This window comes from Pseudothioglobus sp. nBUS_23 (assembly GCF_051201565.1).
GTDB lineage: Bacteria > Pseudomonadota > Gammaproteobacteria > PS1 > Pseudothioglobaceae > Pseudothioglobus.
Window position 1 is genome coordinate 96029 of the sequence record NZ_CP179200.1, and the last position, 24007, is coordinate 120035.

The window sequence follows — 24007 nt, forward strand, 5'->3', positions numbered from 1 at the left end:
ATCTTATGAAAAAAATATTATTTATTTTTGTGCTGTCTTTGTATTCAATTCAAGGATTTGCTTCATCATGCCCTGATGGCAGTGAGCCAGTAAGGAGTATTTCTGCTGATGGAACTTATTATGTTTTTAGCTGCGAGGGTGGAAACAAAAAAGCATCTTCATCTAATACGAATATAAATGTAGGGCCAGTAAGCATTAATATCCACGATGAGTACCATTATAATAATTTTCCTGGACTTGTCAGTTTAGACTTTGCCTTTGCGATTAGAACAGCCTTTTATGGATATGTCCAAATACCCTTGATTGATGTCAATGATGATGGACACAAAGATTTGATATTTAATTCAGACCCACCTTACGCTGGACCTAATGTTGAAGTTACACAAAACACTGCGAATTTAGTGGTATCTCCTTGGCTTGAGGAGTGGAAAGAATACGATATGATTGATACACTCGAATCACCAAATACCACATTTGGAAGAGGTGATAACATTCGAGTCGCTGACTTCAATGGTGACGGCAGAATGGATATGGTAATCGCGTCAAGTAGTCTGGGACAAATTGACGGTCGGTTTGATTATGGAGGCGTAATAGTACTTACAAATACAGGTAAAGGTATATTTACTCCCAAGTATATTGGCAAAAAACAATTCACTCACGCACACGGTGTTGGCGATGTAGATAGTGACGGTGATATTGATATTATCTATCATCAATTAAATGATAAAAATATTTTGTGTGCTTACAACGACGGCAAAGCAAATTTCACAGTCAAACCGTGTCTGCGAACACCAATAGATACAATACGAGGATTCATTCAAAATGTTTGGGGTTTTCGTATTGCCGACTATGATAACGACGGATTTAATGATGTTCTTGTTTTAGCACACCACGGCCCTAAAAAAACAACCTTCTTTCAACATCAATATCGTAACAACCAACTAAAGAACCCAGGAATATTTTGGGGCAATGGAAGTGGCCAGTTCTCTTGGAATGATATGACATTTATCGACTTATCTGAATGGAATGATAAACCATTTGACCAAGGTGAAGTTTACTTTGATGGTTCAGGAGCAAGTCAAACCACAGTAGATATTGGTAATGATGGTGATGTTGATATTGCTATCAATATATTATCCAAGTGGACTGTAGGTAGTGCGGTTGTGTTAGTTGAAAATTTAGGTAATCGAGAGTTTACGACTAAAGAGATTACTCGTTCAAAGTACCTAAAAGAAGACCCCAAACGTTTTCGCACAATTCAGGACAAACATACACAAGCCAGTACTCCTGTTAATTTGCACGAAGGTATCGTTTGGAACCAGGCTTGTATGCCAAAGTTTATTGATTTAAATAGCGACAACATAGATGACATGATTTGTGAAGGTATCTCTTATGTTGTTACTAATGAAATTGCAAAAAGTGATTGGGAGAATCATTCACCCGAGCATCAACGAATTACTCCTTTTGCAAATACGAGTGACTGGACTTGGGATTGGAGTATGGGCCAAACTTATTACATCTTAGACGAAGAAAGCAATGTGCTTGATGAAGGTCATATCTTTAACAAGACTAGAAGTGACTTTTCTAATGAATTCAAACGTGGTGGTTACAAAATCAAAACAGTTGGGTATAGATTTCAGAATGACTCTACTAGTCAAGCACAAATAGCAACAGAGATTGCTGCTCAAGAGTTAATGGATGAAATATTAGAGGAAGTTGACGACAAAGTTTCTTTACCTGTTATTAAAGAAAAAACATCAGCAGAGATAGCTGCTCAAGAGTTAATGGATGAAATATTAGAAGAATTAGAAGCAGAATCTAGTCAGTAAATAAAGCCCCTCTCGACCTCGTAGATAGATATATACTTCCTCACTTACACATCAAACGAAATTTGAATTCCTTTTGAACTATAATTTAACTTTCTATTTATCTCATCCTACTTAATGAAAAAAATATTATTTATTTTTGTGCTGTCTTTGTATTCAATTCAAGGATTTGCCTCATCATGCCCTGATGGCAGTGAGCCAGTAAGGAGTATTTCCGATGATGGTACTTATTATGTATTTAACTGCTCAGAGCCAGTTTCAACTTCTGAAGATTCAAGCCCTCGCTCTAGCAAACTACTTCCAGACAAGCTTAAAGAAATCAAAGTGGTAAAGGATTGGGAGCCCATTGCTGATTGGGAGTCTGTAAAAGAATATGCTAAGCTGGTTCCAATTCCCAGATGGAAAAATGAAAGTATTTATGATCAATATGTTGACAGAAATTGTAGTGAGAGATTTACGAGCGTAAACCCTTATCCAGGTGATAATCCTTCAGCAAGAATTTTTGCGCATTGTCAATCATACCTTCATGCAGCGTCTTCAAATAACCCACAAATACTAGGTGACATTTTACTGTCCTGGGCCTCAGCTTCAAAAGATCCAATGTTTGTTGTGCCTTATGAGGTTGAAACCCATGAAATCAAACATTCTGTTGCAGGCTACAATATCCCATCAGCCATTGGCACATTTGCCCAGTCTTATGCATTCTGGTATGACGAAATAGCATACACGCCAGAGGAGCGTCAACGGGTAGATGATTACATGACTAAGAAACTAATGGAGCAAAAATTTCTCCCGATAAGTCGTGACTACAATGGACCGCGCATTAAATGTGATATTAATGATCTTAGTAGCGTTTACAGTGAACGAACCGGCACAAATAACTGTGGCAATGTGCGAATGAAAGTAGCAGTGGGTGAAATTATGCTTGGTTTTAGATTAGAAAACCAAACTTTGTTAGATAAAGGGCATGATGATATGTATGTCGTGCATGCCTTTATTAATGAAGACGGTATTAATATCAATCATGCTTCAAGGGGCGGTAATACAGTGAACTACTCTTGGGAATACACATACTACTCAAGTCTATTAGCAGAGATATATGATTCAGTTGGTTATGACTATTTTGAGCATACGCTTCCTCGCGGGGCAAAAGTTCATGAGTATTTAAGCTTTAATTACAGGCTATTAAAAGATTTTAAGCTGACTGCCCAATGGGCAAAATATAATATTGGGTCATTGTGGCTGCCCTATGATCAGATCAAGAATTTATCACAACAATTATATGAAAAAACTACTAATGGGGGATGGGCTTATAGCTGGGAGGATGGTGATAAAGAGTTTGTAAAAGCACACACTAAATTTGTGAAGCGTTATATGCCAGAGCTTTACAATTTTGATGTAAAAAATTACATGGGTTCAAATTTTAATGATTCACCTAATTTTGGTGTTCATCCCTACATGCTCCATATAGGTAATAACGTATTAGAAGAAAATTCTAATACTTCAAAGATTGAACTTTTACGTCAAGCTAAGTTACAAGAAGAAATTGATCAATGTGCTAAAGCAACTTCTGATAGTGGGTTTAATGGCGAATATGAGGCCAAATGGTTTCGAGATCATTGGAATGGCAATGGTGAGTGGGAGTTTGTAGGCTCAGAGCCTCTCATTCTAGATCAATGCGAAGGTGAATTTGAAGGCTTAAAACAATTTGATCCTCGCCCTACACCAGCAGTTAGAAAAAAGCTAATTGTCAAGTATCAATCAAATGGTGACATTTCAATTAAGGGTGATTTGAATTTATATACTATTGATGACCTTAGATATACCGAACTTTATGGAAATATTAATGATGGTGAAATTTCAGGAGTTTGGGGCTTTGGTAATCGCCTAAAGATAGAGTTTTCCAAGAAACCAAAGCCAACAGAACTCTTTGATGGTCGCTATAGTTTTGAATTGTTTCGTTATGCAGAGGATGAAGCTGACGATATAGGCAATGGCATCATTAACATATCTAATGGTCAAATAACTATTGATGAGAGTAATCGAAATTTGCAAACAGGAGATTCAGATTTGTATGATACTTTTAGTGGTCAAGTTGATAAAAATGGAGACGTATCTGGCTCTGTTAAACTCGATATTTATAGTTCGGGACAAAAATCAGAAGAATTTTTCTTTGAAGGCCTGATAGATGAAGAAATATGGGGAGAATCTCCTATAGAAGACTTTTTCAAAGTTTATATGAAACTAAAAAAGCAATAGAAACTCCCTCCCTCACACATCAAACGAGATTTGGACTTTAGTTCTAATTGACATATAATCCTATTTTTTTTAGGAGAGACTTAGATGATGCGATTTGCTAAATACGAACAACACTTAAAGTGGTTCGCACTATTCCTTGGTATCCTAAGCACAATTGCCATTATCAATGACTTGTATCCTTATACAATGTTTATTGGACTTCCTTTTTGCTTAATCTGGGTTTACTGTGCTTGGCTTCATACTGAAAAACAATTGAAATGGATTAATATAATCTTTACTGGGTTATATACATATGGAATAGTGAATTACTATATTTAGCATTAATTAATACCCCTCCCTCACACATCAAACGGAATTTGGACTTTAGTTCAAATTGAGTCCTATTAAGAGGTATAGTTAGATTATGAAAAAACTATTCCCTCTCTTAATTCTGTCCTTCTTATCAGTCCAAAGTCTTGCGGGTTCATGCCCTGATGGCAGTGAGCCAATTAAGAGTATTTCAGAGGACGGCACTTACTTTGTATTCAACTGTGGTGGTGGCAATAAACAATCATCTTCATCTACTGCTAATTCATCAAATGTCAATTCAAAAACAAAAGCATTAGCTGGTATTTATATTGAGAATGATCCCAATATTAATTTCTTTGCTCCGCCATCACATCCTCCACCAACAAGAGTGCTATACCCTGGAACAGGTGGATATTTTAAGGCTGATTTTAATAATGATGGTCTAACTGATCTTATCTATGCTGGTGGAATGCATGCAGAAAACTATGGCTGTTCTTATCAAGATAGATGTACTCTCCAACAGCAGGATGATGGTATTAAACCACAACCTGCACTTTATATGGGCGGCGCTGATGGTAAGTTTAACTACTCGCCTGAGCTGTTGATTGATAATCGTGACAATAAAGGCATGTCAGTTGGAAGGCAGTTACTAATCGCAGACTATAATAATGATAAAGTGTTAGATATTTATATTGCAGACCACGGACAGACGCATCAAAACCAAGGTTATCGTGATAGTTATTATCTAAGTCAGCCAAATGGAACGTGGCTCGAGTCAAGTAACACCCATCTTAGTGATAATAACTTCATAGCGTATGCACACGGCGCGGCTACCGGCGATATTGATAATGATGGCGATATGGATGTTGTGCTAACTGACTGGAGAACGTTTTGGTGTTTAATGAATGATGGTAGTGGGTTTTTAGCAAAACGTCAATGTGGCGGCAGTAATGCATTTGGTCTGGAGCTAGCTGATATGGACAATGATGGCAACTTAGATGCTATATTTGGCGGTAATGAATATGGGGGCAATGGTTTCCCAACTGGAATTTACTGGAATGATGGTCAAGGAAATTTTATACCCTATACCATAACCCGACTTAAGCAACACAAAGTATGGGGGGGAATATCTGAAGTATCGGCCTGGGATTTAGACAATGACGGTGATATGGACATAGTTTATGGTAGGAATAAAAAATCAATTAAAGGAGCTGCGATACAAATTATAGAAAACTTAGGTAACAAGAAGTTTAAGGACCATGGAATCTTTCCAGTAGATAGTAACTTTAGTGTTTTTATCATGTCTATTCTATTCAATGATTTAGATTCTGATGGTGATTATGATTTGTATCTTGCTTCAAAATCTCATTTGACTGATGGAACAGTTTTTATAAACAACGGTAATTTTGATTTTACAATGATTAAGCCAGATGATAGACCGTCACCTAAATCATTAGGACTTTATGAAATGTTAGATGATAGCAGTGTAGTAATACCTAAAAAAGTATTAGAAGAACTTGCCGCAGAAGAAGAAGCTAAAGCTAAAAGTTATAGAGAAGCCTTAGCAGCTAATCTCAAACGTATCGCTGAAAAAGCTGATAAGGCAACAGAAAATGAAACTGAGCAATCGATTGAAGATGAAATCGCAGCGTTTGAAGCTGAACTAGAAGCAGAACTTGGTCAGTAATTAACCTCCCTCACACATCAAACGAAATTTGGACTTTAGTTATGTACCTGATAATTATTGGCGTAGAATTTTTTCCATCACTTTTCCACTGGCAAGCTCGTCAATCATCTTATCTAAGTATCGGATTTCTTGCATAGTAGACTCTTTGATGTCCTCTACTCTAACCCCACATACAACACCCTGAATTAGAGTGCGACAAGGATTTAATTGGGGCGCTTCTTTAATAAAGGTTTCAAAATCAACCTCTTGTTTTAATTGTTCTCCAAGTTCTTTTTCGTTGTAGCCTGTTAGCCATTGGATAATCTGATTCACTTCAGTCTTTAGGCGTCCTTTTCTCTCTGCTTTTTGAATGTACAGTGGGTAAATACTTGCAAAGCTCATTTTATAAATGTGGTGTGCTTGGGACATATTATCAAACGAAGTTGGACTGTCTTAGGGTATCAAACTAAATTTGGACTTTAACTACAGTTTATTTTCCCAGATTGCTTCCTTGATAGCCGGAATAAGCATTGATGAAGTAGGCCAATCTTCGCAATGCTGATAGCGGTGAGCAAGCTGAATTATCCCTTTTTGATCAACGACAAATTCTCCTGGCAACTGCCATGGGCTATCTACCAGGCCACCATCTGTGCCGTGACGAGACTTCTGCAATTCTGCACCAGTCTCATAATCGATATTAAGGTACTCATCAGGCGCGTCATAGACAATTTGTGAAGGCTTGCCTTCCAACAAGTCATAGGCTTCATAGACACTAAATGTTGGGTCACATAAGACAGGGCAGGGTATGCCGTTTCTTTGACTGTATTCTTTTGAACGCTCAGGCTCGCCTTGACCAATCACGACGACAGAGGCGCCCAGCTTAATGTAATCCGCGTATTCATTTTTTAGACTATTGGCACGGTCAACCCCGCAACTACAACCATAATGCCTCCAGAACATGATTAATGCTGGACCATTACTCCAAAAATCTTGCAAATGAACTAATTTCCCCGATGTATCTTGCAATTCAAAATCAGGAGCCAAGTCCCCAACTTGGAGCGGCACTTTATCCCACCGAAGACGCGTTGGTCCTTTTTTCCAAAGATCTAACCACTCTTTTTCAGCAGCTTCGATTTGGTTATCTACTATTGATTTCATATTTACCCCTTTTTAACTAGTTATGACACTTGTATTATAGCTCAAAAAAATTCATCTCAGGTTTCGTAAAACGAAAATAGGATTCTTTATCTAAACTATATCTAATCTTCATCTAACTTTATTTCTGCCAAATTAAAATTTGATTTTTTTTAAAATGATTAACCAATAAAAAACGATTTATGGAAACTAAATTAGTCCTCTGGATAACTGCATGTATGGCATTTATGCTCAGTTTTATGTACGTGATGGTTAGCTTTATTGCTAGGTTTGTACAATATTAAATTTAAGGATTTAAATAATGACACTTGCAAAATATAACACAAAAAATGGCTCTCCAAACCATAGGCGAAAGTCTAAAAGAGCATTAGAAACAGAATTTAAAGAGCTTAGAAAAATGGAGTCAATGATGGACAACCATCTTAAAGACGCTTACCTTGATAACCTTTCCTTTCTAAAAGATGGGCTGAGAGGAAATGAGATTATTTAAAAACTTGTTGACGGTTGTAGGCTATTTGTTCTTGACAGTTTTTATGTATGTCGCTGTCACAAATATCTAACTCGATTTTTTTTCATTAAAAATGATCTTATCGCAACGATTATTCCAATGATGACTAGCACATAGGTTAGGCTCGACATAATCCATTTGAAGGAGTTTATCCCCGAGCCAAGGGAAACTAATGATTGGGTTATTGAGCCAGAAGTCACATAGCTTTGAATCATCAAAATTTCAGAAAAGTTCTCGGACCAATCTGCAATCATTCCAAGTATTGGAATCACTAAATAAATTTTCTTATTAAGCAGATACAAAATCCAAGAGCCATACATTAACGTATAAATCATAGCAAAAATGATATCCCAGACTTTGAGAAACTGGCTGTAGCAATGTAGCTGCTCCTGATTTCTAGCAGCAAAGAAATCTTGAACCATTGTCAAGGTGTAAGAAAAAGATAGGCCTAGGGAATTTGAGCCACTTTCAAGCCTAAAGCACCCAGATGCCGGATTTAACACCAGAGATATATAGAGGATAAAAGCTGTAGTAAAAATTATAGCAATATAAAGTTTTTTATTCAAATTTAAGTGAGTTATGTTGTCAAATTTTTAAATAGCTAGGAATTATTTACTCCACTCTATTTCTTTATAAGAATGGAATATACACTATCTCTGGTATATTTTTAATCTATAGTAAAGTCACAATATATTTCCATGTGTCTTATTTTAAATTTTTTATACTTTATGAAAATAAGTTATTTTTTCAAAGCAAGTTTTTTAAAGTTTATTAGTCGAAAAAAGTCGAGATCAATAAACCTAGATAAATCACAAAAAATCTTAATTTTGATGAATCAAAAAATTGGAGATATGGTGGTTTGCAGCCCCATAATACGTGAAATTAGAAAATCATACCCCAAATCAAAAATACACGTATTGGCTAGCGAGGTTAATAAAGAAATTGCAATCTGTAACCCTTATATTGATGAAGTTCATATATATAAAAATCAATGGCAAAAATTAATGCCACTTTTGCTTCAACTCCGCAAAATAAATTTTGATCTTGCAATAGAGCTAGAATATCAAGTAGTGTCAAAGATTATTATTTTGCTAAAAATTGTTAAACCAAACTGCATTATTGCAGTTAGTAAATGTGTCGGAAGATATGGTATGGGTCCTCAAGATATTGAGCCATATGATCACTATACCAACTCAAAACTTACTCATCAGCGTGATACATGTTTAGACGTACTAAGATTGATGAATATTAAAGCTACAGACAAATCTTATGATGTCTTCTACCCAGAAATTAACAAATCTGAGGCATTATCATTTCTTTCGTCGTTTGATAGAGAAAATTTTTTTATTGGTTTTAATATTGAGGGTTCCAGTGCTGAAAAAAGAATCACCGATGAAGATGTAAAAAGTATTATTATGAATCTTCACTCAAGATTCAATAATTTGATAATTATCTTAATTCATAAGCCAGATGAGCTAGACTCAATTAAAAAGTTAATACCCAAAGAAAGTTCTTCAAACACATTTCCAAGCTATCCCACTAAGTCTATTCATGACCTAGCGGCAATTATTGATAGTCTTGATCTGATTATTTCTCCTGACACATCTGTTGTTCACATAGCTTGTGCTTTCAATAAGCCTCTTGTATCAATTTATAGAAATAATATGCCACTTTTTAATATTTGGCATCCAATTTCAGAATGCAATAAGGTAGTTTTTTCTAAGTATCCAGATAGTCTCAAAGGAATTGATATTCAGATTATTGGTAATTATGCTTCAGAATTAATTAAAGATTCTGCATAACCTTCTTTAGAGATATGTTGCTATATCTTTGAAAGTTTTTACTCTTTATCTAAAAAACTCCATTTCTTCACTAGCTTTCTTGTGCAATCTTTTAGAATTGACTTATGAAAATTAAATATTTATTAGTATTTATTAGTTGTCTTTTTGGTGTTTCATTAGCAAACAATCTTGATGATTGGTCTAATGAGGACCTCTGCAGGTGGGTTGAGGCTGTCTCAGTGCCAGACCCAATTTTATTTGAGATAGAGGTCAGAGAGCTAGCATGTTTTTCAAATCTTGATGTAAGCGATAACTCTATTCAAGAACCCTATGCCGCAGAACATGGAACAGTATTTCCTTCACCTTCATCTAATAATGGCTCCAACAAAAATTCAGAGAGCGGCATAAGGTTCATTTTCAATTACAGGGTTAAATTATAAAAAATAGCGATGAGTGGACAAAGAAGATTCTTAAGGGTTTGGGCTAGAACAGTTGGGATGCCAATCGGTCTTAATGATGAAGATAAGCCCGAGTTTTTACCTATTGCCCAAACAGATGTGAAGAAAGCTCTCCTCTTTAGAACGTTTTGGATTGTTCTTCATGTGGTTACATGTGTTCTTATTATTGCTGGAAATGGTAGAGTGCTTTCCTGGTGGTAAAAGAATGAAAGCAATACTGTTAGTTTTGTTAGTTCTTACTCAATCAGTTACTTATGCCCAAGACATTCTTGAATTTCCTATTGAGCCAAAGATGGCAAAAGAATGGAAATATCAGAGTGATCAAGTGATGGGGGGTGTATCTAAAGGGAGTACTTCATTAATGCAAGATGGAGATATGTTTTATTTAAGACTTACTGGTGATGTAAGCACAAAGAATAATGGAGGATTTGTTCAATTTAGATCAAAAGTATCATTATTCAATAAACCGGAGATGTTCCAATTAATCCATAAAGCTAATAAAGAGGGCAAAGGCCTTGAAGGGGTTAGGCTTAATGTTAGGGGGAATGGCGAGACTTATCATGTCATGATTAGAACTTATTTAACCTGGTCTCCGAGCGACTATTATTATCACACATTTGAAACAAGTCCTAATTGGCAGCAAGTGGATTTACCTTTTAACAAATTTAAAAGCTCAAAATACAGACAGAGAGGTCTAGAAGTTAATCAGATAAGAGATTTCTCTGTTGTTGCCTATGGTCGCGATTTCAGGTCCGATGTATCAGTCTCTGAAATTAGTTTTTATTAACAATTAGTTGGGCAAAATCACTCAACTAGCTTAAAGGAAATTGTTAGATTTCTTCTTCTTTTCTTTGATCCAGCGAACCCTTTTTCGCCAAAGCTTATAAGAATTAGGCCTAAGATTTGCCTGCATAATACGTTTAACTTCTGGCTCTTTGATTCCAATCTCTTTTTCAATATCTGAGAAAGTGACATCATCGCTCCAAGCCATCTCAATAACCTCATTGATATTAATCATATGGCATTATCTACGTTCATTAGTATTGGCCTTCCATCAGGCGTATTGAGGGGAATAATTTTTCCATTGTATTTGGCGCAAAGAGTCGGACTGTTTTGTTTGTTATCTCCAAGATTGACCTCGAGATCTACCAATACTAACGCTGCATCTAATAAATCAAGTATTTTCATTGCTTCTCCTTATATGTTTTGTTTTCTATTGCTTTGTCTGGTTCAACATTAATCAGTGCAGAGTCTATTAAATCGCACTCCTGAAGAAAAATCTTATCATCATTTGTATGACTCAAAACATCAGGTGATGTTAGTATTGCTTGATCCTTTAGAGGGTAAGCTGACCCATAGTGAATGTATTTTTTAATATCTTCAAAGGGGCTAGTTGTTTGAATTAGATTTCTGTTAACAAGCTCTGAAGTCAGATAATTGAGTGAGGCCCAGGACATACCATCTGCCAACTCCCAGTTGTAATCAAATGTGCCTTTGATGTAACCAGTCTCTAATAAAGAGCTGAAAAGTTTAAAGGCAAACCCCTCTCCAAATGGACTATCTGCACTGTTTCTAATTTTTGGCACCCTATCCTCTAAATAGTGATTTTTATATGCCCATTCATTAAACTTTATTGATGAGAGCCTATCACTAAAATCTGACGGTTGACCTCTTGTGGCTAATCTTTCAATGAGGACATATTCCTCTTTTTGTTTCAAATACCATTCCAAGTGCCCATAGCCATCATTGGAATATAAGTTGCTGTTGACTAGCAGTTTGTTTCCTTGGTAGTCTTGATACTCGACACTGTCAGTCTCAAACAGCCTTTCACTGAGACTGAAGTTTTCAAAGCCTGTTGTGCCTTGAACCGATGGACTCAACCCAAGAAGCACAAAGAGTGCCTCTTCTATTCTTGTGGCTTGTGTTTGAGAAACTCTCCTCATATCAAAGCGCTCTTTCTCTAATTTGTTGAGCCTAAATTCCCATTTTTGATAGTATTTATTCCAGACCTTAAAAAATGTTGAATAAGACTTGTCAAGTTCATAGGATGTCCAGGTGCCGCTTTGCTCATTATCACTGTTACCTTCTACTGACGGATGGGCTGTAATAGTCTCATTTTCAATTGAGATGCTTTTAGGATTATAAAAGCAATGATAATCTGAGATCTCAATCCACCCATGTTGTGAATATATTTCTCTCCACTTTTCAAAAGAAATATTTTCATTTTTAATTTTTCCAAAGGCTCTTTTATCTGATTTTTCTTTCCAGTAATCAACAATATTTTTAACAAGTCCTAGCTCATGCCTTAGCTCTTTTATTGTCTCTTGAGTGGGTGCACGAGTAACAGTTAGCTTCATTTCACCATCAAATTTTTTACGTGATAATTCAATCATTAGCTTTGCTGAAAAAAGTTACACTTGAAATAAGATTTTCATTTAGAAAACACATAATTTACATTTAAAAAAAAATAAATTAGCATATATTTGATGTTTTTTTAATAAAAACCCATTTTGATGAAAAAAATATTAGTAACTTTCCTGGCTGTAGGTTTCACTAGCAAAATTTATGCGGCATATCTTGATGACTGGTCTAATGATGATCTGTGTGGATGGATGGACTCTGCTAGCACGCCTGAATATATTCAAAAAGAAGTGGAGAAAAGAGAAATACTCTGTTATGGCAGCGTTGAAGTTGCCTCTTTGCCTACTGAAGTAAATCTTTCATTAGAGAGTGGAACAGTTTTCCCTTCACCTGATCCAGATCTAATTAAAGAAGTCAGCCCTGACAAAGATAAGTCTTATTCCTATTAATTTATTTCTAGCATAGCATTGTATTTTAATATTTAGATTAATCACTCAAACGAAATGGCGGATACTCGTCTGTTGTTAATAGAAGAGCAAATGCACTCACTCTCAGTGTCCATCTTAAAAAACCCTCAACAAAGTTAAAGATGCTTTTAGGATATTTTCCTGTAAATAAAATGGCTATTAATGCAAAAATTGTAGAGAGTACAACTCCGATAAAGAGGAAGATAAGAATAATGATGTGAGGGATAACCAGTATCCATTTAACAAGTGGCATCCATCTCTTTAAATCATTTTTAACGTCAGGGTAAGGAACGTCAATCTGAACTGATTGATCGTGATCTGTTGACGGGTACTCATCCCTCATGAGAAAAACATATGCAGCGATTCTGTAGGTAAATTTAGTGATACCAATATGCCATTCAAACCACCATTTGGGATACTTTTCTTTAAAGAGTATCATCATTGCAATAGCTAATGACAGAGCTTCAGCATAGGTTGAAATTAGTGCAAGAATGATGACAATGGGGATGACAAGAATTAGTCTAAAGATTGCCGTTAGGCGATTAGAGGATTCTGAGTAGTCAATATTCAGCTTTACTGGGTATTCTTTCATATTTATGCCTGATTATTTAATAAATTCTAAATAGATAATATAGCCTAATATTGTTAACCATATTAGACCTACTTGATCACTATTTCTATTAGAGTTTCGTTCAAGTTTTTCTAAATTATCATCAATACTATTTATTTGTTGTATGAGATGATTTTCATCATTTATCATTTTGATTCCTCTTAAATGTTTCGTTAAATATTGCGTCTACCCTTCTATTAAATTCATCTTGAGTATAGAGATCAATAAATAAACCCTGCACATATTCTTTAAATTTTCGAGTTTTTTCTTGATGCCTTATGAGCTCCTCTTGAGTGCCTTTTATATTTGGATCTAGCTCTGATATTTCCATTACTTCCTCCTGATAAAAATTACTGGTTTATAAAAAAAACTTCTTGTATCTCCCTATCAAAAGCTAGCGCAATCTTAAACGCTAGATCTAATGATGGGGTGTATTTGTATTTTTCAATGGCGACGATAGTCTGTCGTGACACACCAACTTCTTCTGCTAGCTGCTGTTGAGTCATCTCATCGTTATTAAATCTGAGCTTTCTCACTGCATTTTTAATTTGAATTTTTTTCTTAAACATCTCTACCTGTAGAGGTAAATCTTTAATAGTAGACTCAAAATACTTGCTATAAATCCTGAAAAAGTGATAGCAATAAGGCCTGAAATGATTGTAAGATTAAACCATCCCAATAAGACAAGAGTAGCTACAATTGATATTCCAAAAATTGCACTACTCACTTGAAGTGCATAGAGTTCAAAAATTTTATCTCTTTCATCATCAATATCTTCTTCGTATTGTCCTGTGATAATTGAAGACAGTATATTGAAGATGATATGAAGAGCAATAATTAGAATAATACTGCCTCCAATTCCCTGGGCTAGAACTTTAGAAACAGCTTGAATAGTCATTAATGAGGCCTCTGTTAGGTTAAGCCACATCCAAATCATCGCAAGTGATGCTCCAGTTATTTCAGCTAAAGTATTTCTAATTTTTATGTTCATTAGTTTTTGTAAATTGTTCTTAAAAATGTAAAGTATACCATACATAATGTTATAAATATTTTACTTAATGTAAAAAAAAACATACACTATATTTTTTTAAAAAAATTAAGATATAGTTCCTAGTGACTTATAATTATTTAATAATGAAAGCAGCCCTATTTATTTCTCTCACTTTAACTTTAAAAATTGCATATGCTGCTCTCGAGGTCAGTGGTTTTAGTGATAATCAGCTTTGTATGTTTGCTAAAGACCCTCCAATCTCTGAAGAGGTGTTATCTCAAATAAATGAAAGAGCAATTATCTGCGAAGATGGTATTGCAATTGATGAATCAGAAATTTTGATCAATAAAGCATCTGCTAGAGCTATTAAACTTCAAAAGTGGAATAGGATGCTAAGAGGAAAGGGGCCAGTCTATTCAACGCGCTCAGGTACAAATTTTAAGATTGATACTCTTGGTGAAGAAAAATCAATAACAATCGATAGGACATTCTAAAGATTTCTTTTTTATTGATTAGACTTACCAAATAAATCTCATTACACTAATGCTATTATGGCAAGAGGTCAAAAATCATTTCAGCATTTAAATAAATCACCTGTTAATGATGATGAAATCTATATGATGGTGATGCTTTACACCTATCAACATAAAAGCTTAGAGTATTTGGCGCGTAAATTTAATATAAGCTCCTCTGTGGCAAAGGAAATTATTATTCGGAGTCGTTTTGGAGGCACCTGTGGTTAGAGCCTCCTTTGAAATAAAATTCTTTATCTAAAGAACTCATAATCTACATGTAATCTTCATTTCACATCTCTAGAATGTGAATGATGAAAAAATTAGTATTGGTTATTTTAACAATTCTTTCTCTTGGGGTTCATGCTGACTTGAAGAGAGCTATTGCATTCGATCAAGCTGGTGAGTACGAAAAAGCTGCCAAAGAGCTTTTCAAAATAAGCCAACTAGCAACTAGAGGCCATCCTAGAGCGATGTATGAATTTGGTACGATGTACATGAAAGAGGGAATGTGGGTAGTTCAGAGCGATGAAGCTGGCTTTGATTGGTGGATGAAATCGGCAAATCTTGGTTATGCTCCTGCACAGTTTTCGATTGGCGCTTCTTACATCGGTGGTATTGGTGTAAATAGGGATCTTATTGAGGCAAAAAAATGGCTTGAAAAAGCTATTAATAGCACCTATGAAAAATATAGCAAGGTTGCTAAAGAGCTTTACACCTTGAATGAATTAGACAAAATTTAAATACTCTAATAAGCCAAAGTGAGATTGGTATGAAAGACCCGCAGCAAGAATTCTCACATCAAAGCTATTAAGACGCGTCGGCTTTGAAAGTCTTGCTGTATTCTCTCTAGCTAGTTACTAACTCTGATTGAATCTTTAACATTGAGTTAAATGGCAGGGATTTATTTCCACAAAAAAAGAAGAGCATTTAATAATCGCTTTAGGAGAAAGTAATTTTTAAATTTGTCCCTGCCATTGAAATTAGTATACTAAATTTATAAGCCATAATGAACCTATTTTTTTTAAGTGATGAATTCATTTTTGACTTAGTAGATTTATCTGTGGCATAATAAAATTCCATTCAATAATAAGGGGAACACTATGAGTTTATCTTTAGTTTTTAGACTTCAGGCTGCTTTATTTACCTTTTTTGGAGCTATGATGCTGCTTGCACCTGGTGCGTTAATGGGAAGCTTCAATGTTGAAGCGAGTGCTATTGCAGAGGATATTATGAGAGGCATGTCGTTAATGGCTTTGGGTATGGCCTATATTAGTTGGCAAATGCCTAGCTGGGCCAGTGAAAATATCAAGTCAGTGGGTATGTTTTTTGCCATTCTGCATGCACTATGGGTGCCCTTAACTTTGTTTCAAATAAGTACGGGCGCATTTCCAGCTGGTGCGGCCAACATCATTGGCAATATTGCCCCTGATGTCGTTTTAGCAATTTTATTTTATTGGAAATCTAGATAAAATTTAAAAAAATAAGATTAAGGCTCTAATACTTAGGGCCTTTTTTCAGTTGAGAGAGCGAGGTCACACTAAGGCTTGTTTCTTCTGCATCTCTCACTGCAATATAGAACATGCTCCCAATCCTTTCTCCATTTCTTTCTCCAGGCAAAGGGCTTTCCACAAGTTTTACACATTTTTTCAGGTTTCATCTTACATTCCATAAGTTTGAAATATAATTCTACTATGAAAAGAAAATTCATAGTGGCGCTATCCATTATTTTAGTTCCCGGCATATCATGCGCTAGTTTTAATGATGCATATCTTGAAAATATAAATGACGTTGTCCTAATGGAGTTTTCTGATGGGAGTCTATACAGAGGACAGGTAGAAGAATGTCTTATTGGCTTTGATGTGGAATCTTGCATGCATGGAAAAGGAATTTATGCCTTCAAAGCAGGCTCAAAATATGTTGGTGAATTCGCCAATAACAAGCCAAGTGGCCAAGGATTTTTCAAACATGTCAACGGCCAAAGCTATGAAGGTGACTTTCACGATGGAATGATTGAAGGCTATGGAGTTATGATTTATCCAAATGGTTTAAGTTATGCAGGCAGCTATCGAAAGAATAAACGTGAAGGCTTTGGCATTATGACATTCAATGATGCGGGCATTTATCAACAAAATAGTCGCTATGAAGGATCATGGAAAAATGACAGAGCGAACGGGACTGGTTTTTTTAGTTATGTTGATGGGCAGACCTATACTGGAAACTTTGTAAACGGGATTATGTCTGGGCAAGGAATTATGGTCTATCCTGATGGAAGGAGATATGAAGGCGGGTTTCTCAATAACCAGCGCAATGGCTATGGAGTTATGATATATCAGGATGGTGCAAAGTATCAGGAAGGCAGTCGTTATGAAGGTGAGTGGCTAAATGACATGCGTCATGGTAAAGGCGAGATGATTTATTTAAATGATGGGCGAAGATTAAGAGGATTATTTAAAGAGAATGCTTTTGTTGGAAGTTAGCTATTAAAAAAATTTATAAAACACAATAAAAAAGCCCTCAATAATGAGGGCTTTATTTAGCTTTAAATCAAGAAGAGTTTTAGGCTTCTGATTCTTTAACAGCAACATTCCAAATAATCAAACCAAATAGGATTTTGTTAACAAAATCCGCAAGGTTATATACGATATTCAGAGTGCCGTTATCTACGGAGCCCATCATGTAGCCGAAAATGTATCCTAATGGATAAATTGCCCAGCCAACGAGCACGATAAGTCTCAGCGCATTGAAAGCTGCTTTCACACCAGCATTAGCCTCTGCGGCTTTACTTGCCTCTCCACCAAAGATTTCCCAGATGATAACAGCCCAACCAATCATACCAATAATGAATCCTAGGCTTGCTGACATAACGCCTGCTTCACCAAGGTAACCACCAATGAGCATGACCAGGGTACCTATGAGAAGTCTCCAGAACGAGCTAGAGGAAACTGCAGCACCTACGGCCTTAAGAATAATAAAGAATTCAATCATTAATAGAGGCACTGTAATTAGCCAATCAATGTATCGGTAGACAATTGGAGACTGAGCCTCACCAGCGATGAGCGAAGCAACCCAGTAGTCTCTCATGTAGAGATAATGAACACCTGCAACTAATGTTACTAGTCCAGCAACTGTCATTGAAAGTCTCCACTCCTTTTTTACTGCCATTCCTTCATAAAAAAAGAACACAGTTGCAGCAACCATAGCTACAGAGACAATCCAGAAAGAAACGCCGACAAAATCGCCGTCTTGTAAAAAATGTTCCATGCAAAACTCCTTAACTTAAAAGATAAAAAATTAAATGTTACATGTAGCCCCTTTATCTACAATTGCGGATTATACCAACAAAAAACCAATATAAAAATACACACTAAAAGTAAGGTTTTTATTGATGTTTATTCAATTCAAAAATATCTATTTTCATGTGTAAAATCGATCTTAATAAGTAATTGATATTATTATAAAATTTCACTTTGGAGTCATAAAAATGCAGCTAAAACTGATTTATTTTGACATGCCTTTCTGGCGTGCAGAGATTGCAAGACTATGTTTATTTATCTCAGATATTGAGTTCGAAGATTTTAGAATTACCAGCGAAGACAATAGTTATCTAAAGGAAAATGGCATGCTAAGTGATGGAACCCTCATTCCATTTAGGCAATTACCTGTTCTAGTGATTGAGGGAGAAAGTATTGCCCAAACAGGAGCTATTTCTAGGATTTGTGGGAAGATAGCTGGGATGTATCCAACGGATATTATTGAGGCTGGAAAGGTTGACCAAGTGATTGATACGGTAACTGACATTAATGTACTTATTAATCCTTCTATGCGAGAAAGTGATCCAGAGCTTAAGAAACGAATGCGTGATGATCTGAGCAGTGATGCTTTGCCAAAATATTTTGGATATCTAGAAAGGATCCTTGAGGAAAATGATTCTGGCTGGTTTGTAGGGGATGAGATGACAGTTGCAGATATCGCAGTTTGGAGTTTGCTTGGATGGATTGCACAGGGCGTTCTTGATGGGATACCTCATGATCTGTCAAAGCCTTTTGAAAGGCTTACAAGCCTCTACAATGCAATGGGTAGAATGCCAAAGGTTCAGGAGTGGAAAAGACTAACCTATGCATATGATCAGTCATCAACTGGCGAGTATAACTACCATGTTCCTGATTCAATTTAGCGATTAATTTTATCTAGTGTGAAGTGAGTATTTTTCGAAGCCTATGTCGCCAGACCATCGCCATGCGGTAAAGACGAATGAGTTAGTGGTTATTGAAGTATGAAGAACGCTAGAGGGGTGATAAATGTAGGTATTTGGCCCTTGAACTTTTGACTCATTCGATTCAGTTGTCCACGAAGCTTCTCCATTAAAAATGAAAAATGTTTCCTCGGCTGCATGCTGTCTCGGTCCATAGACAATGTTTTTATTCTGAAGCCACAGACCGACACGAACAGTGTCATTGAAAAAAATACCATCAGGTCCCACTAGTTCAGCCATCGGCATCTGATTTGCCAAATCATCCGGTATTCTCCCTTCCCTTAAATCAGAACTAGTCCACTTAATATTCGGAGATGCTTTTAAAACCAGACTGTTTAAAAAGTGACCTTGTATGTTGAGACTAGATTCAACTTCATCTAAAAATGGGTTTGTAAATGTTTTAGGCTCTTTTATTTGATGACTAGCATCAATAAGTGCATCTGCTGCTTGCTTGCCGCCTTTACGGTCTTCCAAATTAAATATTTCTGATAGAGACAAATATAGCTGCTTTAATGGCTCCATTACAAACTAGGCCGTTATTTTTGAAAGATACTTCGTGAACTGCCACAGATTTTTTTCAATAGGATGGTAAGTCCCTTGAGGCACTCTTACAGATTGACTTCCTTGAAAGAGCCTTTCAACAAGTACTCTGTCTTCTTCATTTGCTGTATTCATGTAATCTATTTTTTCCTTAACCCATCTCTCATAATCTTCCTCAGCAATATCATTAAGTATTTCTTGAGGGACTGCCACCCCCCAGGTTGCCTTAAAGCTACCAACACCATTAGGCATTACTGAGACCCACCAAAGATAATCTGGCATCAGGGTAACGAGATGATTTGGAAAGACACAGAAGTCAACCATGGTTCGACGCCACTTACCTTTGAGGTTTGTGTTGAGTGGATGAGCTGCACCTGATCCCTCTTCTAATTCTTGAGGCGCAAAGTGGTAGCAGTAATGATCACTATCTTCACCGCACTCATAATCTTTGATTTGTTTTTCATGGCCCGCAAAAGTTTTAGGATGGGCAATAGGAACATGATAACTTTCAGTAAAGTTTTCAACTAGATTTTTCCAGTTTGCATTCCAGCACATGCTCTCCCTAATTACTGTTTTATAGCTAGCCATCTCGTATCGACCAACAATATTTTTCTTGAGTGCATCTAGCGACTTGGCTATACCTTTTTTTGGCTTCTTTGACAGAGATACGTAAATAAAACCCTCCCAGATTTCAGTATGAAGTCTTTCTAAATTATGATCACTCATAATAAAGTTTGATTTCATATCCATGAATGGGGCATGTTTTAATTGACCATCTATTCCATAAGTCCATGCATGATTTGGACATGAGAATGCAAACGCGTGACCTGATTTTTCTTTTGACAGACATGTAAACCTATGGGCACAGGCGTTAACAAAACTCATGATTTCACCAGAATCTTGACGAACAATAAGCACAGGAGTCCCAGCAATCTCATGGGTCAGGAAGTCACCAGTTAATGGAATCTCATCACAACGACCAATGCAAATCCACTCCTGATTGAAGATTCTATCCTGCTCATGATTATAGAAATGAATCGAGTGATTATTACTAGGAGGGATTGGAGATGATTCTTCAAAAGGTTGAGATGAGCATTCTTGAAGGCTACTAAGAGACTCATTAAGAGACTTATTAGTGTAAGTATTTAGAACAGGCTCTATCTTCATGAAAAAATTGTATCATGAAAGAAAACTCTGTCAATAAGACAGAAAATTAGTTTACTTTGATAAAGCTTTAGCTATCCCAAACTGCAAATGACTTGCCTTGATTATTAAATTCATAACCAATAAATGCTTCATCACTGATGACTTCTCCATCATGACCCGGTGAAATAGAGTAAACATCACCAGCTTTAATAGTCATTTCTGTTCCATCATCATGAGTCACTCTCATACTGCCTTGAACACATGTACCTAAATGACCAGCTTGACAGCTCTCACCACCAACATGTGGTTTGATGCATTCAGACCATGTCCAACCAGGTTGCGCAGTTACTTTGACAGCCTTGATCGTTCCAAACTCAAGAATTTCTGCTCGAGTTTTATCCGGCGCAACAAGATCATCAGGCTTGTCGAATGATTTCTTCACTAAGTTTGCCATTTTCTCTCCTTTATATTATTATGCAAGTTAACTTTAACATATTAGGGACAAAATGAAAAAAATATTAGCATTAATCATTCTTTCTTTTTGTGGATTAACTTATGCAGATGGCAACAATGATTGGCAGAATATAGATGAGAATATTATTAAATTAAACTCATTAAACAGTTGCCAGGGGTGTCTTTTAAGAAACACAAATTTTATTGGGGCAGATCTAAATAATGCATTTCTTTCAGGTGCCGACTTTATATCGGCAGACCTTTCAAATGCAAATCTCTATAATGCAAATCTAGAGGGCTCTAGTCTTTTTGGCGCAAAATTAAATGGTTCAAACCTCAAAAATGCAAATCTTTTCGGCTCTAATCTTTTTGCAGTAAACTTAGATGGCGCCAACCTAGCTGGTGCAAATCTCATTGAGGCAGATTTAAGCCTTTCGAGTTTAAACGGTGTTAATTTTACCCAAGCTAATTTGACTAATGCTAATTTGAGAGGTGCAGAGTTGAGCGATGCAATTTTAGATGGCGCTTTTCTATGCAACACATTAATGCCTTGGGGTATTGACAATTCATCCTGCCAGTAAAAGCTAAATTAACTTATTGAAGCGATTTTGAGTCGTTTAGGTAAGGAAGCTTTTCTCGTACTAAGTTGATTTGATCAGTATCAATCTTCGCAAAGATTAGTTTTTCGCCGATATTTGCGTTTGCAATATCTATACCATTGGGGCCAATAATTTTGCTTTCGCCAATAAAGTTGATGCCATTTAATTGTCCAGTTGAGTTGGCATAAGCCACAAATATTCCGTTCTCAAACGCCCTCGTTCTGCAATTATGAAGAGCAGCTGCTGGCCAATGTGACGACTGTCCAGTTGGGGCTATAATTAATTCAACACCCTCAAGAGCCAAATCTCTAATTAGTTCAGGAAACTCTAGTTCATAACAAATAACGATGGCTGATTTGATTCCCTTTATTGAAAAGATTGAGCTATCTTTACCAGGAGTAAATATTTTCGACTCATCTGCTGTTAGCGGCAGAAGTTTTTTTCGATGATTGGCTAGCGATAGACCTTCGCTATCAAAAAGCTGAGCAGAGTTATATAGTTGATTATTAGATATTTCAGGGTATCCATAGATAATCGCTGTAGAAGATTTCTTGGCAAGAGTGCTTATTTTTTTAGCGTATTTGCCGTCATGATTCTCACTAAATTTGTTAATATTATCAAGGCTTCCATATCCTGAAATAAAGAGTTCAGGACAGACAACTAGGTCTAATTTATCATTCCTATTTAAATGACTCTCTAGTCTATTAATTTTTTCGAAGGGATTTTCATCCTGCATTTCATATTGGAAAATACCGATATTAAGTTTCATTTTTATTCCTACCACTACGAATTTTTTTGATCCATTTGTAAGGTCTAAATACAATCCAGTATAACCATACTGGGGCGCCAACAATATAAAAGATATGCCAGTACACATTTAAGAAATCAAACCATCCGAGGATGATTTGATTGTTGAGCTTTGAATAGGTCGTTGCTATAAAAAATGAAAATAAAAGCCATCCAAAACTCAAATAAAGATTGACTCTTGTTTTTAATGAGAACTTTAACATATCAAATAAATATACTTTATAAGACTCAACATAACTATAATTTACCTTCTAAATTTATAGGAACTATCGATGGTTAAAACAGTTCAAATTTCTGAAAAAGAAGCTTGGGATTTGGCATTTAATGCCCTAGTCAATAATAAGACATCTGAAGATAATGCAAAAGAGGTGGCTGATGCACTTATCAGCGCTGAGTTTGATGGACAGTCTGGTCATGGCTTATCAAGAATACCCTCTTATGTCGAGCAACTGACATCGGGCAAAGTGAATGGAAATGAAGCGCCTTCAATTCTCAGCTCTAATGGAAGTGTAATAAGGATCGATGCTAATAATGGTTTTGCTTACCCTGCGATATCCTTGGCTCTTAAAGAGATTACTTCAACCTGTAAAAAATTTGGTATTGCAGCGGCAAGTATTTCTCGCTCTCATCATTTTGGCCAAGCAGGAAGACATGTTGAGATCTTAGCTGAGAACGGACTCATTGGCCTAATGTTTGGAAATACGCCTAAGGCTATTCCGCCATGGGGCGGGACAAAAGCTTTATTTGGAACTAATCCTATTGCCTTTTCTACGCCACGTGAACATGAGGCGCCGCTCGTTATTGATATGAGCCTGAGCAAGGTGGCTCGGGGAAAAGTCATGGTTGCAAATCAGCAAAATGAAAAAATTCCTGAGGGCTGGGCGATTGATAGTGATGGCAAACCAACGACAGATCCAAAGAAGGCTTTAGCTGGAGCGATGCTCCCAATAGGAGATGCAAAAGGAAGTGCACTAGCTTTAATGGTTGAAATATTAGCTGCAGGATTAACTGGATCTAACTTTGGTTTTGAGGCTAGCTCTTTTCTTAACGCCGAAGGTGATTCACCAGGCGTTGGTCAGCTTATTATTGCAATTGATCCTAGCTTCTTTTCGGGCGAGCGATTCTCAGAAAGAACTGAAACCATTGTTGATTCTATTCTTGAGCAGCCTTCAACTAGGTTGCCTGGCAATAAGAGATTAGAAAAAAGAAAACTGCGCGTTAGTTCGCAAAGCATAACCATTTCAAAAGAACTCTTTGAGAAGATAAGTGATTTAACCTAAATTAGCCTTTCCTTTGGTTATCACAGACTAGCTAGTTCTTGTCTT

Annotated in this window: 34 protein-coding genes; 18 read left to right on the top strand and 16 right to left on the bottom strand. The window is 36.3% G+C overall.

Features of this window, described 5'->3' with window-relative positions; genetic code table 11:
* Positions 1 to 5: 5 nt before the first annotated feature.
* The 4 genes from ACMAZA_RS00475 to ACMAZA_RS00490 all read left to right on the top strand — a co-directional run bounded on the left by ACMAZA_RS00475 (position 6) and on the right by ACMAZA_RS00490 (position 6060).
* The gene (locus ACMAZA_RS00475) at positions 6 to 1829 is read left to right on the top strand and encodes an FG-GAP repeat domain-containing protein (protein ID WP_435189076.1); all 1824 of its coding nucleotides are present in this window, start codon (positions 6 to 8) and stop codon (positions 1827 to 1829) included.
* A 114-nt stretch (positions 1830 to 1943) separates the two neighbouring features.
* The gene (locus ACMAZA_RS00480; RefSeq protein ID WP_435189078.1) at positions 1944 to 4085 is read left to right on the top strand and encodes a hypothetical protein; all 2142 of its coding nucleotides are present in this window, start codon (positions 1944 to 1946) and stop codon (positions 4083 to 4085) included.
* Between the two features lie 87 nt (positions 4086 to 4172).
* On the top strand, positions 4173 to 4403 hold the full coding sequence (locus tag ACMAZA_RS00485; RefSeq protein ID WP_435190507.1) for a peptidase: 231 nt from the start codon (positions 4173 to 4175) through the stop codon (positions 4401 to 4403).
* A gap of 85 nt (positions 4404 to 4488) precedes the next feature.
* Positions 4489 to 6060, top strand: coding sequence for an FG-GAP repeat domain-containing protein (locus ACMAZA_RS00490; RefSeq protein WP_435189080.1), 1572 nt, complete (start codon positions 4489 to 4491; stop codon positions 6058 to 6060).
* A gap of 54 nt (positions 6061 to 6114) precedes the next feature.
* Here the strand turns inward: ACMAZA_RS00490 and ACMAZA_RS00495 are convergent, their stop codons facing one another.
* Together ACMAZA_RS00495 and ACMAZA_RS00500 are read right to left on the bottom strand one after the other, a co-directional pair.
* Positions 6115 to 6441 carry a DUF2200 domain-containing protein gene (locus ACMAZA_RS00495; RefSeq protein WP_435189082.1) on the bottom strand — a complete coding sequence of 109 codons (327 nt, stop codon included), beginning with the start codon at positions 6439 to 6441 and terminating at the stop codon, positions 6115 to 6117.
* 81 nt (positions 6442 to 6522) lie between these two features.
* The gene (locus ACMAZA_RS00500) at positions 6523 to 7197 is read right to left on the bottom strand and encodes a peroxiredoxin-like family protein (protein ID WP_435189083.1); all 675 of its coding nucleotides are present in this window, start codon (positions 7195 to 7197) and stop codon (positions 6523 to 6525) included.
* Positions 7198 to 7495: 298 nt separating this feature from the next.
* Between ACMAZA_RS00500 and ACMAZA_RS00505 the strand changes: the two genes are divergently transcribed.
* Positions 7496 to 7684: a hypothetical protein gene (locus tag ACMAZA_RS00505; protein WP_435189085.1), complete on the top strand. Its 189-nt coding sequence runs from the start codon at positions 7496 to 7498 to the stop codon at positions 7682 to 7684.
* A 56-nt stretch (positions 7685 to 7740) separates the two neighbouring features.
* Here the strand turns inward: ACMAZA_RS00505 and ACMAZA_RS00510 are convergent, their stop codons facing one another.
* Positions 7741 to 8124, bottom strand: coding sequence for a hypothetical protein (locus tag ACMAZA_RS00510; protein ID WP_435189087.1), 384 nt, complete (start codon positions 8122 to 8124; stop codon positions 7741 to 7743).
* A gap of 408 nt (positions 8125 to 8532) precedes the next feature.
* Here ACMAZA_RS00510 and ACMAZA_RS00515 point away from each other — a divergent pair, with 408 nt between their 5' ends.
* The 4 genes from ACMAZA_RS00515 (at position 8533) to ACMAZA_RS00530 (ending at position 10728) form a co-directional block, all read left to right on the top strand.
* Complete coding sequence (locus ACMAZA_RS00515; RefSeq protein ID WP_435189088.1) at positions 8533 to 9504, top strand: glycosyltransferase family 9 protein; 972 nt, start codon at positions 8533 to 8535, stop codon at positions 9502 to 9504.
* A 104-nt stretch (positions 9505 to 9608) separates the two neighbouring features.
* Complete coding sequence (locus ACMAZA_RS00520; protein WP_435189090.1) at positions 9609 to 9923, top strand: hypothetical protein; 315 nt, start codon at positions 9609 to 9611, stop codon at positions 9921 to 9923.
* A 9-nt stretch (positions 9924 to 9932) separates the two neighbouring features.
* Positions 9933 to 10142 carry a hypothetical protein gene (locus tag ACMAZA_RS00525; protein WP_435189092.1) on the top strand — a complete coding sequence of 70 codons (210 nt, stop codon included), beginning with the start codon at positions 9933 to 9935 and terminating at the stop codon, positions 10140 to 10142.
* A 4-nt stretch (positions 10143 to 10146) separates the two neighbouring features.
* Positions 10147 to 10728: a CIA30 family protein gene (locus ACMAZA_RS00530; RefSeq protein ID WP_435189093.1), complete on the top strand. Its 582-nt coding sequence runs from the start codon at positions 10147 to 10149 to the stop codon at positions 10726 to 10728.
* Between the two features lie 30 nt (positions 10729 to 10758).
* Here the strand turns inward: ACMAZA_RS00530 and ACMAZA_RS00535 are convergent, their stop codons facing one another.
* Genes ACMAZA_RS00535 through ACMAZA_RS00545 form a run of 3 tightly spaced genes read right to left on the bottom strand, consistent with a single transcriptional unit; the run spans position 10759 to position 12334 of the window.
* The gene (locus ACMAZA_RS00535) at positions 10759 to 10959 is read right to left on the bottom strand and encodes a TIGR03643 family protein (RefSeq protein WP_435189095.1); all 201 of its coding nucleotides are present in this window, start codon (positions 10957 to 10959) and stop codon (positions 10759 to 10761) included.
* Positions 10956 to 11129 (bottom strand): hypothetical protein, encoded by a 174-nt coding sequence (locus ACMAZA_RS00540; protein WP_435189097.1) that lies wholly within the window; start codon positions 11127 to 11129, stop codon positions 10956 to 10958. The genes ACMAZA_RS00535 and ACMAZA_RS00540 overlap by 4 nt, the downstream gene beginning before the upstream one ends.
* Complete coding sequence (locus ACMAZA_RS00545) at positions 11126 to 12334, bottom strand: hypothetical protein (RefSeq protein ID WP_435189099.1); 1209 nt, start codon at positions 12332 to 12334, stop codon at positions 11126 to 11128. The genes ACMAZA_RS00540 and ACMAZA_RS00545 overlap by 4 nt, the downstream gene beginning before the upstream one ends.
* Before the next feature lie 120 nt (positions 12335 to 12454).
* Between ACMAZA_RS00545 and ACMAZA_RS00550 the strand changes: the two genes are divergently transcribed.
* Complete coding sequence (locus ACMAZA_RS00550) at positions 12455 to 12751, top strand: transposase (protein WP_435189101.1); 297 nt, start codon at positions 12455 to 12457, stop codon at positions 12749 to 12751.
* Positions 12752 to 12788: 37 nt separating this feature from the next.
* Here ACMAZA_RS00550 and ACMAZA_RS00555 read toward each other — a convergent pair whose 3' ends face one another.
* The 4 genes from ACMAZA_RS00555 to ACMAZA_RS00570 all read right to left on the bottom strand — a co-directional run bounded on the left by ACMAZA_RS00555 (position 12789) and on the right by ACMAZA_RS00570 (position 14370).
* Positions 12789 to 13361, bottom strand: a complete 573-nt coding sequence (locus tag ACMAZA_RS00555; RefSeq protein WP_435189102.1) for a DUF4389 domain-containing protein — start codon at positions 13359 to 13361, stop codon at positions 12789 to 12791.
* A gap of 157 nt (positions 13362 to 13518) precedes the next feature.
* Positions 13519 to 13710 carry a hypothetical protein gene (locus ACMAZA_RS00560; RefSeq protein WP_435189103.1) on the bottom strand — a complete coding sequence of 64 codons (192 nt, stop codon included), beginning with the start codon at positions 13708 to 13710 and terminating at the stop codon, positions 13519 to 13521.
* A gap of 19 nt (positions 13711 to 13729) precedes the next feature.
* Positions 13730 to 13948 (bottom strand): helix-turn-helix transcriptional regulator, encoded by a 219-nt coding sequence (locus ACMAZA_RS00565; RefSeq protein WP_435189105.1) that lies wholly within the window; start codon positions 13946 to 13948, stop codon positions 13730 to 13732.
* A gap of 2 nt (positions 13949 to 13950) precedes the next feature.
* Positions 13951 to 14370, bottom strand: a complete 420-nt coding sequence (locus ACMAZA_RS00570; protein ID WP_435189107.1) for a hypothetical protein — start codon at positions 14368 to 14370, stop codon at positions 13951 to 13953.
* A 143-nt stretch (positions 14371 to 14513) separates the two neighbouring features.
* On the opposite strand from ACMAZA_RS00570, the gene ACMAZA_RS00575 reads away from it, so the two are divergent.
* The 4 genes from ACMAZA_RS00575 to ACMAZA_RS00590 all read left to right on the top strand — a co-directional run bounded on the left by ACMAZA_RS00575 (position 14514) and on the right by ACMAZA_RS00590 (position 16354).
* Positions 14514 to 14864 carry a hypothetical protein gene (locus tag ACMAZA_RS00575; protein WP_435189108.1) on the top strand — a complete coding sequence of 117 codons (351 nt, stop codon included), beginning with the start codon at positions 14514 to 14516 and terminating at the stop codon, positions 14862 to 14864.
* A 57-nt stretch (positions 14865 to 14921) separates the two neighbouring features.
* Complete coding sequence (locus ACMAZA_RS00580) at positions 14922 to 15113, top strand: hypothetical protein (protein WP_435189109.1); 192 nt, start codon at positions 14922 to 14924, stop codon at positions 15111 to 15113.
* 80 nt (positions 15114 to 15193) lie between these two features.
* Complete coding sequence (locus tag ACMAZA_RS00585) at positions 15194 to 15625, top strand: tetratricopeptide repeat protein (protein WP_435189110.1); 432 nt, start codon at positions 15194 to 15196, stop codon at positions 15623 to 15625.
* Positions 15626 to 15985: 360 nt separating this feature from the next.
* The gene (locus ACMAZA_RS00590) at positions 15986 to 16354 is read left to right on the top strand and encodes a hypothetical protein (protein WP_435189111.1); all 369 of its coding nucleotides are present in this window, start codon (positions 15986 to 15988) and stop codon (positions 16352 to 16354) included.
* A gap of 68 nt (positions 16355 to 16422) precedes the next feature.
* Here the strand turns inward: ACMAZA_RS00590 and ACMAZA_RS00595 are convergent, their stop codons facing one another.
* Positions 16423 to 16542 carry a DUF2256 domain-containing protein gene (locus tag ACMAZA_RS00595; protein WP_435189113.1) on the bottom strand — a complete coding sequence of 40 codons (120 nt, stop codon included), beginning with the start codon at positions 16540 to 16542 and terminating at the stop codon, positions 16423 to 16425.
* Between the two features lie 34 nt (positions 16543 to 16576).
* Between ACMAZA_RS00595 and ACMAZA_RS00600 the strand changes: the two genes are divergently transcribed.
* Positions 16577 to 17362 carry an MORN repeat-containing protein gene (locus ACMAZA_RS00600; RefSeq protein ID WP_435189114.1) on the top strand — a complete coding sequence of 262 codons (786 nt, stop codon included), beginning with the start codon at positions 16577 to 16579 and terminating at the stop codon, positions 17360 to 17362.
* Between the two features lie 79 nt (positions 17363 to 17441).
* Here the strand turns inward: ACMAZA_RS00600 and ACMAZA_RS00605 are convergent, their stop codons facing one another.
* The gene (locus ACMAZA_RS00605) at positions 17442 to 18146 is read right to left on the bottom strand and encodes a bacteriorhodopsin-like (RefSeq protein WP_435189115.1); all 705 of its coding nucleotides are present in this window, start codon (positions 18144 to 18146) and stop codon (positions 17442 to 17444) included.
* Between the two features lie 220 nt (positions 18147 to 18366).
* Between ACMAZA_RS00605 and ACMAZA_RS00610 the strand changes: the two genes are divergently transcribed.
* Positions 18367 to 19059, top strand: a complete 693-nt coding sequence (locus ACMAZA_RS00610; protein ID WP_435189116.1) for a glutathione S-transferase family protein — start codon at positions 18367 to 18369, stop codon at positions 19057 to 19059.
* 9 nt (positions 19060 to 19068) lie between these two features.
* Here ACMAZA_RS00610 and ACMAZA_RS00615 read toward each other — a convergent pair whose 3' ends face one another.
* From ACMAZA_RS00615 to ACMAZA_RS00625, 3 genes are all read right to left on the bottom strand, one after another.
* A complete protein-coding gene (locus tag ACMAZA_RS00615; protein WP_435189118.1) occupies positions 19069 to 19611 on the bottom strand; it encodes a dimethylsulfonioproprionate lyase family protein in 543 nt (180 codons plus the stop codon).
* 54 nt (positions 19612 to 19665) lie between these two features.
* Complete coding sequence (locus ACMAZA_RS00620) at positions 19666 to 20844, bottom strand: SRPBCC family protein (RefSeq protein WP_435189120.1); 1179 nt, start codon at positions 20842 to 20844, stop codon at positions 19666 to 19668.
* Positions 20845 to 20911: 67 nt separating this feature from the next.
* On the bottom strand, positions 20912 to 21277 hold the full coding sequence (locus tag ACMAZA_RS00625) for a cupin domain-containing protein (protein ID WP_435189121.1): 366 nt from the start codon (positions 21275 to 21277) through the stop codon (positions 20912 to 20914).
* A 52-nt stretch (positions 21278 to 21329) separates the two neighbouring features.
* On the opposite strand from ACMAZA_RS00625, the gene ACMAZA_RS00630 reads away from it, so the two are divergent.
* Positions 21330 to 21857: a pentapeptide repeat-containing protein gene (locus tag ACMAZA_RS00630; protein WP_435189123.1), complete on the top strand. Its 528-nt coding sequence runs from the start codon at positions 21330 to 21332 to the stop codon at positions 21855 to 21857.
* Between the two features lie 13 nt (positions 21858 to 21870).
* Here the strand turns inward: ACMAZA_RS00630 and ACMAZA_RS00635 are convergent, their stop codons facing one another.
* The gene (locus ACMAZA_RS00635; protein WP_435189124.1) at positions 21871 to 22644 is read right to left on the bottom strand and encodes a carbon-nitrogen hydrolase family protein; all 774 of its coding nucleotides are present in this window, start codon (positions 22642 to 22644) and stop codon (positions 21871 to 21873) included.
* Between the two features lie 310 nt (positions 22645 to 22954).
* On the opposite strand from ACMAZA_RS00635, the gene ACMAZA_RS00640 reads away from it, so the two are divergent.
* Positions 22955 to 23962, top strand: coding sequence for an Ldh family oxidoreductase (locus tag ACMAZA_RS00640; RefSeq protein ID WP_435189125.1), 1008 nt, complete (start codon positions 22955 to 22957; stop codon positions 23960 to 23962).
* Positions 23963 to 24007: the final 45 nt, after the last annotated feature.

What these genes read in the sequence shown, in the direction of transcription:
- ACMAZA_RS00505 (WP_435189085.1), top strand. Translation starts at nt 7,496, where the DNA reads ATGACACTTGCAAAATATAACACAAAAAATGGCTCTCCAAACCATAGG.
- ACMAZA_RS00570 (WP_435189107.1), bottom strand. Translation starts at nt 14,370, where the DNA reads ATGAACATAAAAATTAGAAATACTTTAGCTGAAATAACTGGAGCATCA.
- ACMAZA_RS00605 (WP_435189115.1), bottom strand. Translation starts at nt 18,146, where the DNA reads ATGGAACATTTTTTACAAGACGGCGATTTTGTCGGCGTTTCTTTCTGG.
- ACMAZA_RS00490 (WP_435189080.1), top strand. Translation starts at nt 4,489, where the DNA reads ATGAAAAAACTATTCCCTCTCTTAATTCTGTCCTTCTTATCAGTCCAA.
- ACMAZA_RS00600 (WP_435189114.1), top strand. Translation starts at nt 16,577, where the DNA reads ATGAAAAGAAAATTCATAGTGGCGCTATCCATTATTTTAGTTCCCGGC.
- ACMAZA_RS00585 (WP_435189110.1), top strand. Translation starts at nt 15,194, where the DNA reads ATGATGAAAAAATTAGTATTGGTTATTTTAACAATTCTTTCTCTTGGG.
- ACMAZA_RS00565 (WP_435189105.1), bottom strand. Translation starts at nt 13,948, where the DNA reads ATGTTTAAGAAAAAAATTCAAATTAAAAATGCAGTGAGAAAGCTCAGA.
- ACMAZA_RS00485 (WP_435190507.1), top strand. Translation starts at nt 4,173, where the DNA reads ATGCGATTTGCTAAATACGAACAACACTTAAAGTGGTTCGCACTATTC.
- ACMAZA_RS00520 (WP_435189090.1), top strand. Translation starts at nt 9,609, where the DNA reads ATGAAAATTAAATATTTATTAGTATTTATTAGTTGTCTTTTTGGTGTT.
- ACMAZA_RS00620 (WP_435189120.1), bottom strand. Translation starts at nt 20,844, where the DNA reads ATGAAGATAGAGCCTGTTCTAAATACTTACACTAATAAGTCTCTTAAT.
- ACMAZA_RS00510 (WP_435189087.1), bottom strand. Translation starts at nt 8,124, where the DNA reads ATGGTTCAAGATTTCTTTGCTGCTAGAAATCAGGAGCAGCTACATTGC.
- ACMAZA_RS00475 (WP_435189076.1), top strand. Translation starts at nt 6, where the DNA reads ATGAAAAAAATATTATTTATTTTTGTGCTGTCTTTGTATTCAATTCAA.
- ACMAZA_RS00550 (WP_435189101.1), top strand. Translation starts at nt 12,455, where the DNA reads ATGAAAAAAATATTAGTAACTTTCCTGGCTGTAGGTTTCACTAGCAAA.
- ACMAZA_RS00535 (WP_435189095.1), bottom strand. Translation starts at nt 10,959, where the DNA reads ATGATTAATATCAATGAGGTTATTGAGATGGCTTGGAGCGATGATGTC.
- ACMAZA_RS00595 (WP_435189113.1), bottom strand. Translation starts at nt 16,542, where the DNA reads ATGAAACCTGAAAAAATGTGTAAAACTTGTGGAAAGCCCTTTGCCTGG.
- ACMAZA_RS00515 (WP_435189088.1), top strand. Translation starts at nt 8,533, where the DNA reads ATGAATCAAAAAATTGGAGATATGGTGGTTTGCAGCCCCATAATACGT.
- ACMAZA_RS00525 (WP_435189092.1), top strand. Translation starts at nt 9,933, where the DNA reads ATGAGTGGACAAAGAAGATTCTTAAGGGTTTGGGCTAGAACAGTTGGG.
- ACMAZA_RS00580 (WP_435189109.1), top strand. Translation starts at nt 14,922, where the DNA reads ATGGCAAGAGGTCAAAAATCATTTCAGCATTTAAATAAATCACCTGTT.
- ACMAZA_RS00630 (WP_435189123.1), top strand. Translation starts at nt 21,330, where the DNA reads ATGAAAAAAATATTAGCATTAATCATTCTTTCTTTTTGTGGATTAACT.
- ACMAZA_RS00495 (WP_435189082.1), bottom strand. Translation starts at nt 6,441, where the DNA reads ATGAGCTTTGCAAGTATTTACCCACTGTACATTCAAAAAGCAGAGAGA.
- ACMAZA_RS00540 (WP_435189097.1), bottom strand. Translation starts at nt 11,129, where the DNA reads ATGAAAATACTTGATTTATTAGATGCAGCGTTAGTATTGGTAGATCTC.
- ACMAZA_RS00640 (WP_435189125.1), top strand. Translation starts at nt 22,955, where the DNA reads ATGGTTAAAACAGTTCAAATTTCTGAAAAAGAAGCTTGGGATTTGGCA.
- ACMAZA_RS00480 (WP_435189078.1), top strand. Translation starts at nt 1,944, where the DNA reads ATGAAAAAAATATTATTTATTTTTGTGCTGTCTTTGTATTCAATTCAA.
- ACMAZA_RS00590 (WP_435189111.1), top strand. Translation starts at nt 15,986, where the DNA reads ATGAGTTTATCTTTAGTTTTTAGACTTCAGGCTGCTTTATTTACCTTT.
- ACMAZA_RS00575 (WP_435189108.1), top strand. Translation starts at nt 14,514, where the DNA reads ATGAAAGCAGCCCTATTTATTTCTCTCACTTTAACTTTAAAAATTGCA.
- ACMAZA_RS00625 (WP_435189121.1), bottom strand. Translation starts at nt 21,277, where the DNA reads ATGGCAAACTTAGTGAAGAAATCATTCGACAAGCCTGATGATCTTGTT.
- ACMAZA_RS00500 (WP_435189083.1), bottom strand. Translation starts at nt 7,197, where the DNA reads ATGAAATCAATAGTAGATAACCAAATCGAAGCTGCTGAAAAAGAGTGG.
- ACMAZA_RS00545 (WP_435189099.1), bottom strand. Translation starts at nt 12,334, where the DNA reads ATGATTGAATTATCACGTAAAAAATTTGATGGTGAAATGAAGCTAACT.
- ACMAZA_RS00635 (WP_435189124.1), bottom strand. Translation starts at nt 22,644, where the DNA reads ATGAAACTTAATATCGGTATTTTCCAATATGAAATGCAGGATGAAAAT.
- ACMAZA_RS00610 (WP_435189116.1), top strand. Translation starts at nt 18,367, where the DNA reads ATGCAGCTAAAACTGATTTATTTTGACATGCCTTTCTGGCGTGCAGAG.
- ACMAZA_RS00560 (WP_435189103.1), bottom strand. Translation starts at nt 13,710, where the DNA reads ATGGAAATATCAGAGCTAGATCCAAATATAAAAGGCACTCAAGAGGAG.
- ACMAZA_RS00530 (WP_435189093.1), top strand. Translation starts at nt 10,147, where the DNA reads ATGAAAGCAATACTGTTAGTTTTGTTAGTTCTTACTCAATCAGTTACT.
- ACMAZA_RS00555 (WP_435189102.1), bottom strand. Translation starts at nt 13,361, where the DNA reads ATGAAAGAATACCCAGTAAAGCTGAATATTGACTACTCAGAATCCTCT.